Here is a 16,616-nt window from a genome sequence, read left to right as displayed (position 1 = left end):
GTTTATTCCATATAAACCAGCGGTTCACCGCTATGTACCGTTTGTCCTGCACGGCAAATAATCGCTTTCACGATACCATCATCATCGGCATAGACTGGAAGCTCCATTTTCATCGCTTCAATAATAGCTACAGTCTCACCTTTCTTCACAGACTGTCCAGCTTCGACAAAAATTTTCCAAATGTTTCCGGTCATCGATGCATTCAAGGCTGCATACTGGCTATAGTCGGTATCATCTTGCAGGGTTTCCATTTCCGCAGGTGCATCAAACTCATCTTTCCAACATTCAACTTCAGTTGTAAATGCCTGTTGCTGCTGTGCTTTAAATTCTGCAATACTGTCCTTTTCTGTTTCCAAAAAGGCTTGATAGGCTGCAAAATCAAATTCAGTTTCTTCAATTTTGATTTCCGCCACACCATTGGCAAAGTCAGCACGGAATTGATCCAGTTCAGCTTCGGTTACTTCATAATATTTAATTTGATCAAAGAAGCGTAAGAACCATTGCTGATCGCCAAACTGTTTGTTCTTTTTAAACTTATTCCAAATGGGCAATGTACGACCAATCAACTGATAACCACCCGGTGAGTCCATGCCATAAATACACATGTACATCCCGCCAATACCGACTGTACCTTCTGCGGTAAAGGTACGTGCAGGATTATATTTCGAGCTGAGTAAACGATGACGTGGATCAATTGGTACAGCACAAGGTGCTGTTAAATACACATCGCCCAAGCCTAAAATCAAATAATTGGCATCAAAAATAATGTCTTTGACTTGCTCACGGCTGTCTAAGCCATTAATGCGCTGAATGAAATCGACGTTATTTGGTAACCACGGCGCTTTGGCACAGACACTTTCTTGATAACGTTCTACAGCACCTAAAGTGGCCGAATCCTCAAATGCCATCGGCAAGTAAATAATACGGGATGGAATTTTGATTTGGCTCAAATCGCCCATCTCATTTTCCAGACCCAATAAGAACTGAATTAAATTCGCTTGGCTGAAACGCAATCCATCATATTTAATTTGCAGTGAACGCACACCCGGTGAAAGCTCTAAAATGCCATCAATATTCGCTTCACGAATGAGCTGCATCAGCCGATAAACGCGTAAGCGTAATGCTAAGTCGAGAACGTTTTCACCATATTCTAGCAAGATATAACTGTCACCCGCCTGACGATACACCGCTTTTGGCGCATACGCATCTGCTTCACGCACAGCCAATATCCCTTCAGGCTTACATTCAAAAGTTGCCGCCTGTTTTGCTTCAGGTGCTTGAGCAAAGTTTTGGATATCGGCAATTTGTTGAACTTCCAAGGAATTAGCTTGTTCAACACTCATCGGATAGAAACTGATGCTGTCATCTGCTTTAAGCTGACCAATCTTCCAAAGTTCTGCTTTGGCAATGGTTACTGGGCAAACAAAGCCACCGAGGCTTGGACCATCTTTAGCCAAAATCACAGGGAAATCACCGGTGAAGTTAATCGCCCCAATAGCATATTCACAGTCATGCACATTGGATGGATGCAAACCTGCTTCACCGCCATTTTCACGTGCCCAGCTTGGTGTCGGGCCAGTTAGGCGAATACCTAAACGGTTTGAGTTAAAGTGCACATTCCATGTTGAAGCAAAAAATTCTTCAATATATTCAGGTTTAAAGAAATCTGGTGCGCCATGCGGGCCATAGAGCACACCAATTTTCCATTCTTTGCCATAGCTTGGAATACGGTCTGCAGCTAAAGCTTGCGGTGCTGCTGTTGCAATTTCCAATCCATCTAAAGGCAAGCTTGGATTGACCATTTTAATCATGTCACCTGCACGCAGCACTCGCCCTGCATGACCGCCAAAATTACCCAATGCAAAGGTTGAGCGGCTGCCTAGATATTCAGGTACATTTAGCCCGTTACGGATCGCAAGATAAGTACGGCAACCCGACTCAACTTGTCCAAGTACTAATGTTTGCCCTGCTTTGATGCTGATCGGTTGCCAAAAATCGACATTCACACCATCTAGAGTCGCGCTACATGGCGCACCTGCAAGGGCTACAATGTTGTCTGCATGAAATTTTAGACTCGGCCCTTGTAAGGTAAACTCAAAGCCTGCTGCCGATTTTGGATTACCGACAATTTGATTGGCCAACTGAAATGCATAATCATCCATCGGGCCTGATGGCGGTACACCAATATCCCAATAGCCCACACGCCCCGGATAGTCTTGAATCGAACTTTGCGTGCCCGGTTGCAGCACTTCAATTACATTTGGCACGTATTTAAAATCATCCAGTAGACGTGTCCAGATTTGCATATTTTCAAAGCGTGCATCTGAAACTACGGTATGTGCATAGTCTAAGTTGGTACTGATGCCATTCAGGCGGGTTTCAGCCAAGGCTGTTTTTAGCTTAGCAATCGCACTGTCTCGGTCTGCTGCATGCACAATAATTTTGGCAATCATCGGGTCAAAATATTGTGAAATTTCTGTGCCTGTTGACACCCAAGTATCCACACGAATATCTTCAGGGAAATATACATCCGTGAGTACACCCGGACTTGGCTGGAAGTTTTTCACTGGGTCTTCCGCATAGATTCGCACTTCAATGGCAGCGCCATTGGGCTGAATATTGCTGAGTTTGTCCCAATCTAAAGCATCACCTGCCGCCACTTTCAGCATGCATTCAATCAGATCTAAACCCGTCACCATTTCAGTGACTGGATGTTCAACCTGCAAACGGGTATTCACTTCAAGGAAATACACTTCATCACGGGCAGCATCATAGATAAACTCAACTGTGCCTGCGCTGCGGTATTTCACCAATTGACCGAGCTCTACGGCAGCACGGTGCAATTTTTGACGAGTTGCTTCTGGTAAATGCGGTGCAGGTGTTTCCTCAACGACTTTTTGGTTACGGCGCTGCAAGGAACAGTCACGCTCACCAAAGGCCACGACTTGACCTAAACCATCACCAAAAATTTGTACTTCTACGTGACGAGCTTTATCGACAAAACGTTCAAGAAACACACCCGCATCTTTAAAGAACTGCTCGCCTAGACGCTTTACACTTTCATATGCATCTTTTAATGATTGCTCATCATCACAGCGGGTTAAACCAATCCCGCCACCGCCTGCGGTACTTTTCAGCATGATTGGATAGCCAATCTCTGCAGCAGATGCGAGCGCTTCATCCAAATTTGCCAATAAACCTGTACCCGGTGTCATGGGCACATTGGCTGCCGCAGCCAATTCACGTGCACGATGCTTCAAACCAAATTCTAAAATTTGTTCAGCCGTTGGCCCCATAAAGGCGATACCATTTTCCTCACATGCACGGGCAAAGTCAGCACTCTCTGACAAAAAGCCATAACCAGGAAAAATAGCTTCCGCACCGGTTTGTTTGGCTGCTTGAATCAGTTTTTCAATACTTAAATAAGTCTCTGCAGGTTTAACACCTTTAAGTGAAACTGATACATCTGCATCTAAGACATGCTGTGCATAACGGTCTGTCTCTGAATACACGGCAACTGATTGAACACCGAGTTTCTTTAATGTACGAATCGCACGAACAGCAATTTCACCACGGTTTGCAATTAAAACTGTTTTAAACATGATTATTTCCCCGAATTTTTTAATTTGATTTTGCTGTTGTTGCTTGCAGTGATTGGATATAGGCGCGCCAGCCGCCAAATTCACTGATATTTTTTGCACCGTTTAGGCCATAAGGTTCACAAATAAAGCCTTTCACCCAACGTCCATCGGCAAGCTCGATATTGCCCATACCCAGTGGTGTTGGAATTTCGGCGACAAATTCACCAAAGCGTGCTTTTGGAATATCCCAAAGCTCGACAATAATTTTTTGACCCGCTTCTTGACGCGCTAAACCTGGTTTCGGAGGTACTGTGCCCGGCAGTGCATAGAGGGCGTAATCAGCAGAAGTGGTTGTGGTTTCGACATGCACGGCTTGGCGTGTTGTCAGTTGGAAATTGAGTGGCATGCCTGTGAGATGTGCGCCTACAACAGCAACACGAAAATGCTGTGCTGATGGTGCAGAAATGACTGAAGCTGTTGCAGGCAATGTTTTAGCTACTGCACCGAGGGGTAGTTGCAGATGGTTTTGCCATTTTTCGGCAAAATCTGCTAAAGCCGTATCGTGCCAAGCAGGTGCAATGAATGTGATTCCAAAAGGCAGCCCGTCGGCACAAAAGCCTGCAGGTACAGCGATGGCACTGAGGTCTGCTAAATTGGTAAAGTTGGTATAGGTGCCAAAGTGGCTATTATTTTCAATTGGCGATTCAGCCATTTCAGCCAGTGTGTGAATGGTTGGTGAGCTTGGCACCACTAAGGCATCAAACTGCGCTAAGGTTTGCTGAATGTCTCGAGCCAATTCTTGCTTTAAATATTCGGCGTTATAAGCATCAACCGCAGTATACTGCTGGCCTTTTTGAATAATTTCTAAAACTGTTGGATCAAAGTCGTGTACCGATGTTTCTAATAAGTCTGCAACTGCAGCAGTACGCTCTGCAACCCATGACCCTTGGTAAAGTTGGCTCGCCAATTGACTAAAAGCACTGAAATCAATTTCAGTCAGTTCTGCACCTAAGTTTTTTAATTCAATTAATGCTTGCTGAAATGCAACAACAGATTGAGCATCGCCAAAAAAATCTAATTGTTTTGGAATGGCTAAATTTAATTGTGCGCTGAACTTTGCAGGCGCTGTAGCAGGATTCACACGTGAATAACTGTCGGTTACATCAAAACCTTCCATAACTTCTGCCACTGCAGTTGCATCAGCGACGGTTAAGGCAAAAATTGAAATGCAATCGAGGCTCTTACAGGCAGGCAATAAGCCTGTATTTGAAAAGCGACCTTTGGTTGGCTTTAAACCAACAATATTATTAAATGCTGCGGGTATACGCCCTGAGCCTGCTGTATCTGTACCGAGCGCAATCGGGACTAAACCGCGCGCCACCACACTGCCTGAACCTGAACTTGAACCACCGCTTACAAAGTCAGAATTAAAAGTATTCGGCACAGCACCAAATGGCGAACGTGTACCCACTAAACCAGTAGCGAATTGATCTAAATTGGTTTTGCCTACAATAATCGCACCCGCTTGTTTTAAGCGTTGCACCACATAGGCATCTTCAGTTTTTATGTCCGTAAATAATTTGAATGCAGCCGTTGACGCAAAGCCCACCACATCAATATTGTCTTTAACAGCAATAGGCACACCAAATAAAGGCAAAGCAGTAGCATTCTCAATTTGTTTTAAAGCTTCAATCTGCGCAGTTAATTGCTCTATAGAGGCAATGGAAATCCATGCTGGATCTGCATGATCAAATTGCTCGACCAAGGCATATAAGTCTTCGAGTTGAATTGTGTTATTCGTGTAGCCCGCTTTCCATTCTGCTAAAGTCCAGCCTAAAGTTTTTATTGAGTTCATTGATGTGCTCATTCTTGTATCCAAGTTTGAATACTGTATTGCACACATCATGCCAAAATTAATTTTTTATTATTTTTCAATATCTTAATATTAAAAAAACAATCATTTCCCTATTTTATTTAGGCAATACAAAACGATAAGTGTTCTATTAAGTTTCCAAGCTCCACTATTTTGGTGCATGACTTTTATAAGCGTGTTTTCAATAGATTCTTTTCATTTAGATGCAGATATAAATACAGTGAAATTACTATTGCCACTATTTATAAGCTTTCAATTTAAAGTTTTGTATCACTTTTAATTTTCAATAAAAAGATTGAGAAATATTTTGAAATTTATGTGTTTGGAAAAAGATACATCAATATTGTTTTTTGAAATTGATTGGGATGAATAGAAATAGAGATATAAAAAAAGCAGTTGATTTGCAAAATTTAGTTAAAAAGTCAAAACTAAAAAATGGTGCGCTCAGCGGGACTCGAACCCACGCCACAGGCTTCGGAGACCTGTACTCTATCCAGTTGAGCTATGAGCGCTTATTTTGGATTGCGCACATCATAACAAAAAAAACTCTAAGGTAAAGCAACTATATAGATGTTAGGCTTTTTTCTGCTTAAGCTTTATACAACGTTCTATTTATAAAATGCAGAATTCCATACGATTTACTTGGTTTATTTGCCCCGATATCGCACAATACTCACACTATTTATAGAGTGAATTATTTATGACTGATGCACTAACGTTAAAGCAGCTGTCAAAAACCTATAAAAATGGGTTTCAGGCGCTTAAAGGTATTGATTTAACAGTACCCGAAGGTGAATTTTATGCACTGTTAGGTCCCAATGGTGCAGGAAAATCTACCACGATTAGTATTATCAGTTCACTAACCCGTAAAACTTCAGGCACTGTCGAAATTTTTGGGCACAATTTAGATACCCATCCCTCGCATGCAAAGCAGTGTTTGGGCGTTGTCCCTCAAGAATTTAACTTTGGTCAATTTGAAAAAACATTTGATATTTTGGTGACTCAAGCTGGTTATTACGGTATTTCTAAAAAGATAGCAGAGAAACGTGCAGAGGAATATTTAGAAAAGCTTGGCCTTTGGGAAAAACGTAGCACCCAAGCACGCATGCTATCGGGCGGTATGAAACGCCGTTTAATGATCGCTCGTGCCATGATGCATGAACCTAAACTACTGATTTTAGATGAGCCGACTGCTGGTGTTGACATTGAACTACGCCGTTCGATGTGGGATTTCCTCACTGAAATGAACGAAAAAGGCACGTCCATTATTTTAACGACACACTATTTAGAAGAAGCAGAAATGTTGTGTCGTCGAATCGCAATTATTGACCGTGGTGTGATTAAAGAAGACACCAGCATGAAAGGTTTTCTCAGTCAGTTAAATGAAGAAACCTTTATTTTCGATTTAGCCGAACCCATTGAACCGATCCATATAGAAATTATTGGTGTCCGTTTCAACTTAGTAGATCCTGTCACCTTAGAAGTCACTATGGATAAAGCCCATACCTTGAATGATTTATTCCAACTCATGGAATCTCAAGGTATTCAGGTTCGAAGTATGCGTAATAAATCTAACCGACTAGAAGAACTGTTTGTCCGTATGGTCGAAAAAAATCTTGAAGGTGCAGCACAATGAATTTTAACCAACTGTGTATCGCCCTCTACACCTTAGTGTATAAAGAAATTCGCCGTTTCATGCGTATTTGGCCGCAAACTCTTCTCCCACCGGCGATCACCATGAGTTTGTACTTTGTGATTTTCGGTAATTTAGTCGGTTCACGCATTGGGCAAATGGGCGGTTTTAGCTATATGCAGTTCATCGTGCCCGGCTTAATTATGATGGCGGTCATTACCAACAGCTATGCCAATGTGTCATCCAGTTTCTTTAGTGCAAAATTTCAAAAAAGCATCGAAGAATTAATCATGAGTCCAGTACCGTTACACATGGTGCTTTGGGGTTATGTGATCGGTGGTGTTTGCCGTGGTGTTTTAGTCGGCTTTATTGTCACAGCGATGAGCCTATTTTTTACTGAATTACACCTGACCAATATCTTCGTAACTATATATACAGTTCTCATTACTTCGCTACTGTTTTCTCTTGGCGGATTTATTAATGCTGTTTATGCAAAATCTTTTGACGACATTTCGATTATCCCGACTTTCGTCCTGACTCCGCTGACTTATTTAGGCGGTGTTTTCTATGCCATCTCATCACTGAGTCCTTTTTGGCAAAATCTCTCTTTAATCAACCCTGTCGTGTATATGGTCAATGCATTCCGCTACGGTATTTTAGGTCATAGCGATGTGAATGTCGGCATTTCACTGACAGTAATTACTGCATGTTGCGTTGTACTTTATGGCGTGGCGTATCATTTACTTTCTCGTGGTTCAGGAATGCGTGAATAATGAGTGTAGAACAATCCCTTTTAGGCAAAGACACCAATTACCCAACAGAATATCAACCTGATATTCTGTTTCCGATTGCACGTGCCACTGCACGTGAACAATATGCCCATGTGGAAGGCATCCGCCAAGGTACAGACTGGTGGCATGTTTTTGAAATTTCTTGGTTAAATGCTTCTGGTGTGCCTCAAGTCGCTATTGGCCGTTTAACTTTGCCTGCAAGTTCAGACAACCTCATCGAATCCAAATCTTTAAAGCTCTACTTTAATAGTATGAACTTTACCAAATTTGATTCTCAGGCAGCGTTTAAAGCAACCGTTGAAAAAGACTTATCTGCTGCAGCCAATGCCGCTGTGACTATTGATCTATTTCATGTTGATGAAGTTGAAATTTCAAAACCGCAAGGCATCTGTATTGATGACTTAGAACCCACCCAGTTAGAAAATCATCCAAATGCAGCTTTACTCGCTTTAGATGAAGATGCAGCGCAAGAAGAAGTTGAAATTCAACTTTATTCACATTTATTAAGAAGTAACTGTCCAGTCACGGGTCAACCTGATTGGGGAACGGTATTTATACGGTATAAAGGTACTAAGCCTTGTTATCGTAGTATTCTGGCTTATATTATTTCTTACCGTCAGCATAATGGTTTCCACGAACAATGTGTGGAGCAAATGTTTGCCGATATTTGGCAACATTTAAAACCAAGTCAGCTGATGGTATATGCTGCCTATACACGCCGTGGTGGATTGGATATCAACCCTTGTCGTGTATCGGATTTAACATGGATGCCTCGCCCCATTCGATTGGCGCGACAATAAAAAAATTGAGGTTAGTGATGCCATTTTTTGGTTTTATTCCTTCTGAGGAACTTCTAAGCAGTATCCAAAATGGTCACGCGAAAAAAAATTCGAGTGAACCACTTTATCCTTTACGTGATAAAACAGCTTTGCTGATTAATGAAGAAATCATTGGTGCAACTATATTAGCTCCTGTTCATCTGTTTCCTGCAAGCGATAAGCGCGACACAGCAGAAAAACTGGCTGGCTATGTCAAATCAACAGTCGCTGTATTGTTAAAGCAACTACTAGGTAAATCTCCGAATGATGTGGTGAAACAATCCATTGAATTTTCAGAACGAAGTTTATTTCAAGACGCGACTGGCACTTATCGTGTAGGTCTAAGTTTAGATGCAGGACTAGTCACTAACCTTAAAAATAGTTATGCGGAAATTAAATCGGGTGTAGATATAAATAAAGCTGCTTTTGGTGAACTGTATAAACAGTTTGCTGAAGCTGCAGTGCGTCATTTTATGAATGACTTTAATAAAACTCTCGATTTAGGCATGATTAAACGTAAAGCAGCCGATATCGGTTCTTCTGCTGTGATTAAAGCTATTCATATTGCAATTGATAAGATCTTCCCAAATTTAACCAAAGAAGAGCTAAGTGCCCTTGCAGAAGCACATGATGCGATGTTTAACAAATAAATCTCGCTTTTCGTCAAAACCTAGCTTTGGCTAGGTTTTTTTATGGCTAAACGCATAAAATCGAATCCCGATACAATGACTATATAGTCATGCAAACACAGTTCTAGAATTAAACAGATTTTTATTAAAAGAAAGACAGTACATTGATATCCACAATTTTTAAAAATCTACAAAGAACAGGAAGAACCTGAATATAGATCATATTTTAATGTGAGCCGTCATTTTGGCTTAAATTTCAATGCGTCCATTTTAATATTCAATCTCTTTCTTTTTTATCATTCAGTCTATATTTCTACTATATATAGCGACGTTTTCAACAGCATTGAAGCGCTGGCGAACAAAAACTATGTAATGAATAAACCACTGCTTGCATATGGGTGTTTTAGACCGGTACCTTTTTAATCCTGTCCCTTTATTTTTAGATATAACATTGCAACTTTTGTAGCTTCTAAACAGTATTTCGCAACGCGATAAAGTTTACTCGTTCTGCGTTTTTATGACGCATGAGTTTTAGAGTCATCTTTATTTCAAATGATTTGTGAATATTTGCAAGTTATGTAAATGAATATGTCACTTTTCAATATGTTAACTGCGAAAAAACCCTTTGCTTTGTCTTTTTTTGTATATCTATTTATGAAAGCATGCGCTGTCAGTGGTATCTTAGTTGCTATTGGTAACGTTTACCTTTAATGAGCTATGAAACCAGAAGGTCATCACAATTTTCAGGATCTTTTCCCCTCGAAATTTTGTTCATACTCATCGCTAAAGCAACTGGAAATTTTTTATTTATGCTAAATCGAAATTTTTATAAAAAACTATCACATATTGCCATTATGGCCGGTTCAATTTCACTGACCAGTTTTTGTCAGGCTAACGACTTCCAATCTCATCCGGCATATGCAAGCTTTAAACAAAATGCAATGCAAACCTATGGTCTGAGTGAAAATCAAATTGATTGGGCAATGCAAGGCAGTAAAAACCTACCCAACATTATTAGCATTATGAATAGACCTGGTGAATCAAAGCCTTGGTACCAATACAAAACCAATTTTTTAGCTGAAAGTACAATTCAACGCGGCGTTCGCTTCAAAAATCAATATGCCGACACTTTAAATCGTGCAGAACAACAATTTGGTGTGCCTCAATCCGTGATTTTAGGCATTTTGGGTGTTGAAACAGGCTATGGCAGCAATAAAGGTAATTTTATCACCCGTGATGCTTTGGCGACCCTTGGTTTTGGCTATGAACGCCGTGCGCAATATTTCCAAGATGAACTTGCTGCACTGATTGCTTGGTCATATAAAGATGGTGTTCCAACCAACTCTGTCGTCGGTTCATATGCAGGTGCTGTGGGTTATCCTCAATTTATGCCAAGTAACATTCCAAAATTTGGTGTGGACTACGATGGCAATGGTCATGTTGACCTGCGTAATTCGGCTGTCGATGCCATTGGTTCAATTGCAAATTATTTAGCAAATTATGGTTGGCAGCGTAATCAACCGATTGCTTTTGCTGCTCGCTATAGCGGAAACAACCCAGATGCTATTATTGCAAAGGATTTAAACCAGCCAACACCCTATGGTGTACTCAAGGCTCAAGGTGTAACCCCTATGAATCCATTGGTAAAAATCGATGATCTCGATTTAGTCAATGTCATCCAATTGCAAGATAGTTATGGACCAATTTATTACATCACTTATCCAAATTTTCAGGTCATTACAACCTATAACAAAAGCCGTATGTATGCGACTGCACTATGGCTTTTAGGCACTGAAGTTACCAGTCGATAAGACTGGTTTTTTCTTATAAAGCAAAAAAGTCAACAAATATTTTCACCAAAATGAGTATTTATTCGACATTTTACACACCTTGTTACATTATTGATTATTTTTTAACCAACTATTGTTAATTTTTTAGACATTTTCAAAGTATTTTAATTAAACACTAGACAGCCTATTAATGGCATGAATATTATCCATCTCGTTAAATATAGTTGCAAAAGTGAAATATCAGACGTGTTTACATGGATATCAGCGACTTAGTTGAACCAGTAAATATGCCATTGGGAGATAAACAATGCAGTCATCAATTATTAAATATGCCTTAGCGGTTGCCACGGCAGTTGCGCTAAGTCAGTCACAAGCTGAGATGGTTCAGTCATCATCATTTAATCATGATAATGACAACTCGCGTCTTGCAGCTCGTGTATTGAATAAAGAAGCTCAAAGCTTCAATTCAAACTTTACGAATTTAAGTAGCCTTTCAATCACTGAGCGTTCTGGCGATAAAATTCGTCGTCAAACAATCGCTGCTAAAATCGAAATTCCTGAAGATGAGCCTTCAGTGATTGAAAAGTTAAATACTGTTGCATCGAATACTGTTCGTAAGTTCACTCAAACAGGTACTGCTTCTTGGTACGGTCGTCAATTCCACGGTCGTAAAACAGCAAGCGGTGAAACGTTTGACATGAACGCACTTACAGCAGCACATCGTAGCCTGCCACTTAATTGCTTTATTCGTGTTACGAATCGCAATAATGGTAAAAGCGTCGTGGTAAAAGTAAATGACCGTGGTCCATTCCATGGCAATCGTGTTCTCGATTTATCTTATGGTGCTGCTAAGCAACTGGGTATTACCAGTGCGGGTACTGCAAACGTGAGTATTGAACGCGTAGACGGTCCAAATTCTTAATTCTCCAATGAAGTGACTGCATTTAACAGACCACGCCTAGCGTGGTTTTTTTATTTGTAGCCTCTTAGCCTTTCAAATCATCAGTAATCCTGATTTTGGCCCTTCCTCCATTCTTGTTTATATTGGAGTCCTTCCCCATGATTAAGGACTATCATGAAAACAATCAACGAATGGTTTGATGAATACAGCGAAAGTCATCAAAATAAAACCAATAAAATGATTCACTGGATTTGCGTACCCACAATTTATTTTTCAATCGTTGGCATATTGGCGCATTTTAGCGCGCTACTTACTGCTGTCTTACTTGCCTTAGCATTTATCTTTTACGCACGTTTAGACATTGTCCTTGCTGTTGCAATGGCCGCGTTAACATTAATCATGGCATGGCTAATTTGGGTGTTACCAGTTGGATATGGCTTTTATATCGCGCTCTTTATATTCGCATGGATTGGTCAATTTTATGGCCATAAAATTGAAGGTAAAAAGCCCTCTTTTTTCAAAGATCTCCAATTCCTCCTCATTGGCCCTATTTGGTGTTTAGATACATTTGCAGGAAAAGTACTTAGTAATTGGAAAACACGCCATAAATCGCAAATAAAGAGCATTTAAAGCATGATTAATTTCATAGATCTCTTTTTCACTTCTTCCACATCGGTTTTCTTCATATTTGATGCTTAAAACCCTATTGTTTATAGGTGTATTTATCTTTGGTTTTTCCAATCATTTTTTCTATTTATACAACCAAAAAGCCAGTGTTTAAACACTGGCTTTTACTCAATATGATTAATCCAATTTTATGTTTATAGCTTCATCTGAATCATGATCATTTAAATGACTAAAGTTAAAAACGACTACGTGATTTTTATTGATAGGTTTTACCTTGATGCTTTAACCAACCATCTTGATGACGTCCATTCGGATCGTGATGTGTCCAATGCATCACACCACCCTTATCTGAATATTCGTATTCACCGTAAAATTGAACTATATCGCCTTTTTGCAAGTTATCAATTCGTGGAGCAAGATCGATATTATGCGCGACCAAAAGCGTTTGACCATTATTTAAGGTCAAAATGAACTTTTGATGGCGACTACCTTCATTATCATCTCGTAGTACCGCTTTGACTTGACCTGCACCCTCAACCTGAACATTACTGAGTTTATTTTTAAATGCATGCGCAATAATATCTTCAGCACTCTGCCCTTTTTGTTGAGCATCTGCGGGTTGTACTGGTTCTATTTGTGGCTGTGAGTTTTGTTCCGCTGTCGTCTGAACTTGTGCAGTTTTTTGTTGTTGTAAATCGATTCCGAAATAAGCGGCTGTAAGCGCAACAATAATTCCGCCGATGGTTAAATTTGTTTTGTTTGCCATAAGATAGTTTAAATCTAAATTTTCAACTCATTATAGTCATTAATATGGATAAAAATAGAATCTATGCACAAGAATGCACACAATATAAAGTTTAAATAGCTTTGAAATCAGTAAAGCTACAGCCATAAAAAAAGCCCTCTAAAACGAGGGCTTTTTTCTACAAATAATCAGAGATTATTTTGCAGCAGCTTGAGCAGCAGCAACTTCTTCAGCGAAAGAAAGTTCAGCTTTTTTCTCAATACCTTCACCAACTTCGAAACGTACGAAGTTAGCAACAGTAGTACCAGTTGCTTTAAGAACTTCTGCAACTTTCTTATCGTTGTCGATAACGTACATTTGGTTCTCAAGAACAACTTCGTTCAAGTATTTCTGAACTGAACCAGTTACCATTTTTTCAACGATGTTTGCTGGTTTACCAGATTCAATTGCTTTCGCTTCAGCAATTTCTTTTTCTTTAGCGATAAGTTCAGCAGAAACGCCAGCTTCGTTTACAGCAACTGGGTTGAATGCAGCGATGTGCATAGCCAAACCTTTACCAGTTTCAGCATCACCAGCGTATGCAACTACAACACCGATTTTTAAACCGTGTTTGTAAACTGCAAGGTTGTCGCCTTCAACGATTTGAGCACGACGTACTTGGATGTTTTCACCGATTTTTTGAACAAGCGCGATACGAGCTTCTTCAACAGTAGCACCATCTTCAAGTTTCAATTCAGCAATTTGAGCAACGTCAGTTACACCAGCAGCAAGCGCAGCAGCAGCAACTTTAGCAGAGAAACCAGCAAAGTTTTCGTCTTTAGCAACGAAGTCAGTTTGACAGTTAACTTCTAAAAGGATTGCTTTATTACCTTCTTGAGCGATAGTGATCGCGCCGTCAGCAGCAATGTTACCCGCTTTTTTAGCAGCTTTAGCTTGACCAGATTTACGAAGGTTGTCGATCGCTAATTCGATGTCACCGCCCGCTTCTGTTAATGCTTTTTTACATTCCATCATTGCAAGACCAGTACGATCGCGCAATTCTTTAACCATGCTTGCTGTAACTGCAGTCATGTTAATCTCCTAAATACGGTAGAAAATGAATTCTTTTTTAGAACAGAAACGGCCCAGAGCTGTCTCTTGGGCCGTCTGCATACATGACGCTTACTTTGCCACCATCACGTGTCGCAAAAATGACAAGCTTACGTCAAACGCATTAAGCCTCAGAAGCAGGAGCTTCTTCGCCTTTAGCTTGTGCATTTGCTTGTGATTGAGCGTATTCTTTACCAGCAAGAATCGCATCAGCCATAGCAGAAGCGTAAAGAGTAACTGCACGGATCGCATCGTCGTTACCAGGGATAACGTAGTCTACGTTGTCTGGGTTAGAGTTTGTATCAACGATACCGATAACAGGAATACCAAGGTTTTTAGCTTCTTTAATTGCAATTGCTTCGTGATCAACATCGATTACGAATAATGCGTCAGGTAAACCACCCATGTTTTTAACGCCGCCAAGAGCGCGTTCAAGTTTTTCCATCTCACGAGTACGTTCTAAAGCTTCACGTTTAGTAAGTTTAGCGAAAGTACCGTCAGTAGATTGAGTTTGAAGATCTTTTAGACGGTTGATTGACTGGCGAAGAGTTTTCCAGTTAGTCAACATACCACCCAACCAGCGGTGATCAACATATGGTTGACCTGCACGTTGAGCTTGTTCACGGATGATTGCAGAAGCTGCACGTTTTGTACCAACGAACAAAACTTTGTTCTTTTTGCTAGCCAAGTTGTTAGCAAAGTTCAAAGCATCATTTAACGCAGGAACAGTGTGCTCAAGGTTGATGATGTGAATTTTGTTGCGCGCGCCGAAGATGTATTCGCGCATTTTTGGATTCCAAAAACGTGTTTGGTGACCGAAGTGTGCGCCTGCTTGAAGAAGGTCGCGCATGCTTACGTTGTAATCTGCCATTTTCTTTACCTTAAAGTTTGGGTTAGGCCTCCATATACCCGCATTCTCCACCTAAAAAGGCACCCAGAGAAATGTGTCGATATATGTGCGGATTTTATTGCCCCATCGCACAAAGCTCGTGAAAGATATTCACGAAAAAGCATTTGATAAAATGGGCGGCTATTTATACCATAGTCACATACAAATTTCCAAAAGTTTTTAGAGATCATGAACAGTACTTACGAAGCTCCACGTCGATTAATTAAAACTCCTGACGAAATTGAAAAAATGCGCGTCGCGGGTCGACTGGCGGCAGAAGTTTTGGATATGATCAAACCGCATATTGTTCCAGGTGTGACTACCCTCGAACTTGATACGATTTGTCATGACTATATTGTCAATAAACAAGAAGCTATTCCTGCTTGTTTAGGTTATGGCGCTGCGCCGGGTCGTCCAGCATTTCAGCACGTGATCTGCACTTCAGTGAACCATGTGGTGTGTCACGGTATTCCATCTGAAAGCAAAAAGTTAAAAAAAGGTGACATTTTAAACATCGATGTCACTGTGATTAAAGATGGTTACCACGGTGATACCAACATGATGTACATCGTGGGTGGTGAAACCACTATTTTAGCGAATCGTTTATGTAAAGTTGCCCAAGAAGCCATGTACCGTGGTATGGCGGTAGTAAAACCGGGCGCAACCATGGGTGATATTGGTAATGCTATTCAACAATATGTGGAATCAGAACGTTTTGGCGTTGTACGTGAATATTGTGGTCATGGTATTGGTACCGTTTTCCATGACGAACCACAAGTTTTACACTACGGTCAACCCAATACAGGTATGATCTTAGAAGAAGGCATGACCTTTACCATCGAACCAATGGTGAACGGTGGTGACTGGAAAACCAAACTTCTTGGCGACAAATGGACTGTCGTTACTAAAGATCATAGCTTGTCTGCACAGTACGAACATACGCTACTTGTAACAAAAAATGGTGTAGAAGTGCTAACTGCTCGCCCTGAAGAAGATTTATCGCGTTTTGTTCAATAAGCAAAGTATTTGAAGCACAAAATTTTATTAAAAATGGTCACACATGTTGTGGCCTTTTTTAGGCCTTATTTTTGTCCGTGACTTTAAGAATTTTCCATAAAATTTGATTAAAAATTTAAGTAACTCAATGTAAATTTTCTCAATTATAGGGCTAGGATGGAATATCACACTTTTTTGCACATTGTTGATTTTGCCACTCCCCATTACTGTGCATTTAAGCTAAGATAGTGTGC

Annotated in this window: 13 protein-coding genes and 1 tRNA gene; 8 read left to right on the top strand and 6 right to left on the bottom strand. The window is 40.4% G+C overall.

The features are described 5' to 3' along the window. Positions 1–2 precede the first annotated feature (2 nt). The 3 genes from uca to FTU75_RS02320 all read right to left on the bottom strand — a co-directional run bounded on the left by uca (position 3) and on the right by FTU75_RS02320 (position 5,966). Positions 3–3,602: an urea carboxylase gene (gene uca / locus FTU75_RS02330; RefSeq protein ID WP_180115023.1), complete on the bottom strand. Its 3,600-nt coding sequence runs from the start codon at positions 3,600–3,602 to the stop codon at positions 3–5. A gap of 19 nt (positions 3,603–3,621) precedes the next feature. Then, complete coding sequence (gene atzF, locus FTU75_RS02325; RefSeq protein WP_180115022.1) at positions 3,622–5,436, bottom strand: allophanate hydrolase; 1,815 nt, start codon at positions 5,434–5,436, stop codon at positions 3,622–3,624. Positions 5,437–5,890: 454 nt separating this feature from the next. Continuing rightward, positions 5,891–5,966, bottom strand: a tRNA-Arg gene (locus FTU75_RS02320). Positions 5,967–6,154: 188 nt separating this feature from the next. Here FTU75_RS02320 and FTU75_RS02315 point away from each other — a divergent pair. From FTU75_RS02315 to FTU75_RS02285, 7 genes are all read left to right on the top strand, one after another. Beyond that, positions 6,155–7,090: an ABC transporter ATP-binding protein gene (locus FTU75_RS02315; RefSeq protein ID WP_111883996.1), complete on the top strand. Its 936-nt coding sequence runs from the start codon at positions 6,155–6,157 to the stop codon at positions 7,088–7,090. After that, on the top strand, positions 7,087–7,860 hold the full coding sequence (locus FTU75_RS02310) for an ABC transporter permease (RefSeq protein ID WP_078190306.1): 774 nt from the start codon (positions 7,087–7,089) through the stop codon (positions 7,858–7,860). The genes FTU75_RS02315 and FTU75_RS02310 overlap by 4 nt, the downstream gene beginning before the upstream one ends. Further along, a complete protein-coding gene (queF, locus tag FTU75_RS02305) occupies positions 7,860–8,678 on the top strand; it encodes an NADPH-dependent 7-cyano-7-deazaguanine reductase QueF (RefSeq protein ID WP_078191985.1) in 819 nt (272 codons plus the stop codon). Before FTU75_RS02310 ends, queF begins: the two co-directional genes overlap by 1 nt. A 17-nt stretch (positions 8,679–8,695) precedes the next feature. Further along, positions 8,696–9,346 carry a hypothetical protein gene (locus FTU75_RS02300; protein WP_180115021.1) on the top strand — a complete coding sequence of 217 codons (651 nt, stop codon included), beginning with the start codon at positions 8,696–8,698 and terminating at the stop codon, positions 9,344–9,346. A 788-nt stretch (positions 9,347–10,134) separates the two neighbouring features. Next, positions 10,135–11,136: a lytic murein transglycosylase B gene (gene mltB, locus FTU75_RS02295; protein ID WP_078191987.1), complete on the top strand. Its 1,002-nt coding sequence runs from the start codon at positions 10,135–10,137 to the stop codon at positions 11,134–11,136. Between the two features lie 286 nt (positions 11,137–11,422). Continuing rightward, complete coding sequence (locus FTU75_RS02290) at positions 11,423–12,037, top strand: septal ring lytic transglycosylase RlpA family protein (protein WP_078190310.1); 615 nt, start codon at positions 11,423–11,425, stop codon at positions 12,035–12,037. Between the two features lie 153 nt (positions 12,038–12,190). Next, positions 12,191–12,646: a DUF962 domain-containing protein gene (locus FTU75_RS02285; protein ID WP_180095001.1), complete on the top strand. Its 456-nt coding sequence runs from the start codon at positions 12,191–12,193 to the stop codon at positions 12,644–12,646. 253 nt (positions 12,647–12,899) lie between these two features. Here the strand turns inward: FTU75_RS02285 and FTU75_RS02280 are convergent, their stop codons facing one another. From FTU75_RS02280 to rpsB, 3 genes are all read right to left on the bottom strand, one after another. Continuing rightward, positions 12,900–13,409: a DUF3465 domain-containing protein gene (locus tag FTU75_RS02280; protein WP_180115020.1), complete on the bottom strand. Its 510-nt coding sequence runs from the start codon at positions 13,407–13,409 to the stop codon at positions 12,900–12,902. A 174-nt stretch (positions 13,410–13,583) separates the two neighbouring features. After that, the gene (tsf, locus tag FTU75_RS02275) at positions 13,584–14,459 is read right to left on the bottom strand and encodes a translation elongation factor Ts (protein ID WP_180066391.1); all 876 of its coding nucleotides are present in this window, start codon (positions 14,457–14,459) and stop codon (positions 13,584–13,586) included. 142 nt (positions 14,460–14,601) lie between these two features. Then, the gene (gene rpsB, locus FTU75_RS02270; protein WP_078190314.1) at positions 14,602–15,348 is read right to left on the bottom strand and encodes a 30S ribosomal protein S2; all 747 of its coding nucleotides are present in this window, start codon (positions 15,346–15,348) and stop codon (positions 14,602–14,604) included. 207 nt (positions 15,349–15,555) lie between these two features. Between rpsB and map the strand changes: the two genes are divergently transcribed. After that, positions 15,556–16,383, top strand: a complete 828-nt coding sequence (map, locus tag FTU75_RS02265) for a type I methionyl aminopeptidase (protein ID WP_078190315.1) — start codon at positions 15,556–15,558, stop codon at positions 16,381–16,383. Positions 16,384–16,616 lie beyond the last annotated feature (233 nt).

The sequence above is a fragment of the Acinetobacter sp. YH12140 genome (assembly GCF_013418475.1).
GTDB classification, from domain to species: domain Bacteria; phylum Pseudomonadota; class Gammaproteobacteria; order Pseudomonadales; family Moraxellaceae; genus Acinetobacter; species Acinetobacter amyesii.
This window is presented reverse-complemented; position numbering and strand designations above follow the sequence as displayed.

Coding starts and splice junctions, on each gene's coding strand:
- uca (WP_180115023.1), bottom strand. CDS start 3,602: ATGTTTAAAACAGTTTTAATTGCAAACCGTGGTGAAATTGCTGTTCGT.
- atzF (WP_180115022.1), bottom strand. CDS start 5,436: ATGAACTCAATAAAAACTTTAGGCTGGACTTTAGCAGAATGGAAAGCG.
- FTU75_RS02315 (WP_111883996.1), top strand. CDS start 6,155: ATGACTGATGCACTAACGTTAAAGCAGCTGTCAAAAACCTATAAAAAT.
- FTU75_RS02310 (WP_078190306.1), top strand. CDS start 7,087: ATGAATTTTAACCAACTGTGTATCGCCCTCTACACCTTAGTGTATAAA.
- queF (WP_078191985.1), top strand. CDS start 7,860: ATGAGTGTAGAACAATCCCTTTTAGGCAAAGACACCAATTACCCAACA.
- FTU75_RS02300 (WP_180115021.1), top strand. CDS start 8,696: ATGCCATTTTTTGGTTTTATTCCTTCTGAGGAACTTCTAAGCAGTATC.
- mltB (WP_078191987.1), top strand. CDS start 10,135: ATGCTAAATCGAAATTTTTATAAAAAACTATCACATATTGCCATTATG.
- FTU75_RS02290 (WP_078190310.1), top strand. CDS start 11,423: ATGCAGTCATCAATTATTAAATATGCCTTAGCGGTTGCCACGGCAGTT.
- FTU75_RS02285 (WP_180095001.1), top strand. CDS start 12,191: ATGAAAACAATCAACGAATGGTTTGATGAATACAGCGAAAGTCATCAA.
- FTU75_RS02280 (WP_180115020.1), bottom strand. CDS start 13,409: ATGGCAAACAAAACAAATTTAACCATCGGCGGAATTATTGTTGCGCTT.
- tsf (WP_180066391.1), bottom strand. CDS start 14,459: ATGACTGCAGTTACAGCAAGCATGGTTAAAGAATTGCGCGATCGTACT.
- rpsB (WP_078190314.1), bottom strand. CDS start 15,348: ATGGCAGATTACAACGTAAGCATGCGCGACCTTCTTCAAGCAGGCGCA.
- map (WP_078190315.1), top strand. CDS start 15,556: ATGAACAGTACTTACGAAGCTCCACGTCGATTAATTAAAACTCCTGAC.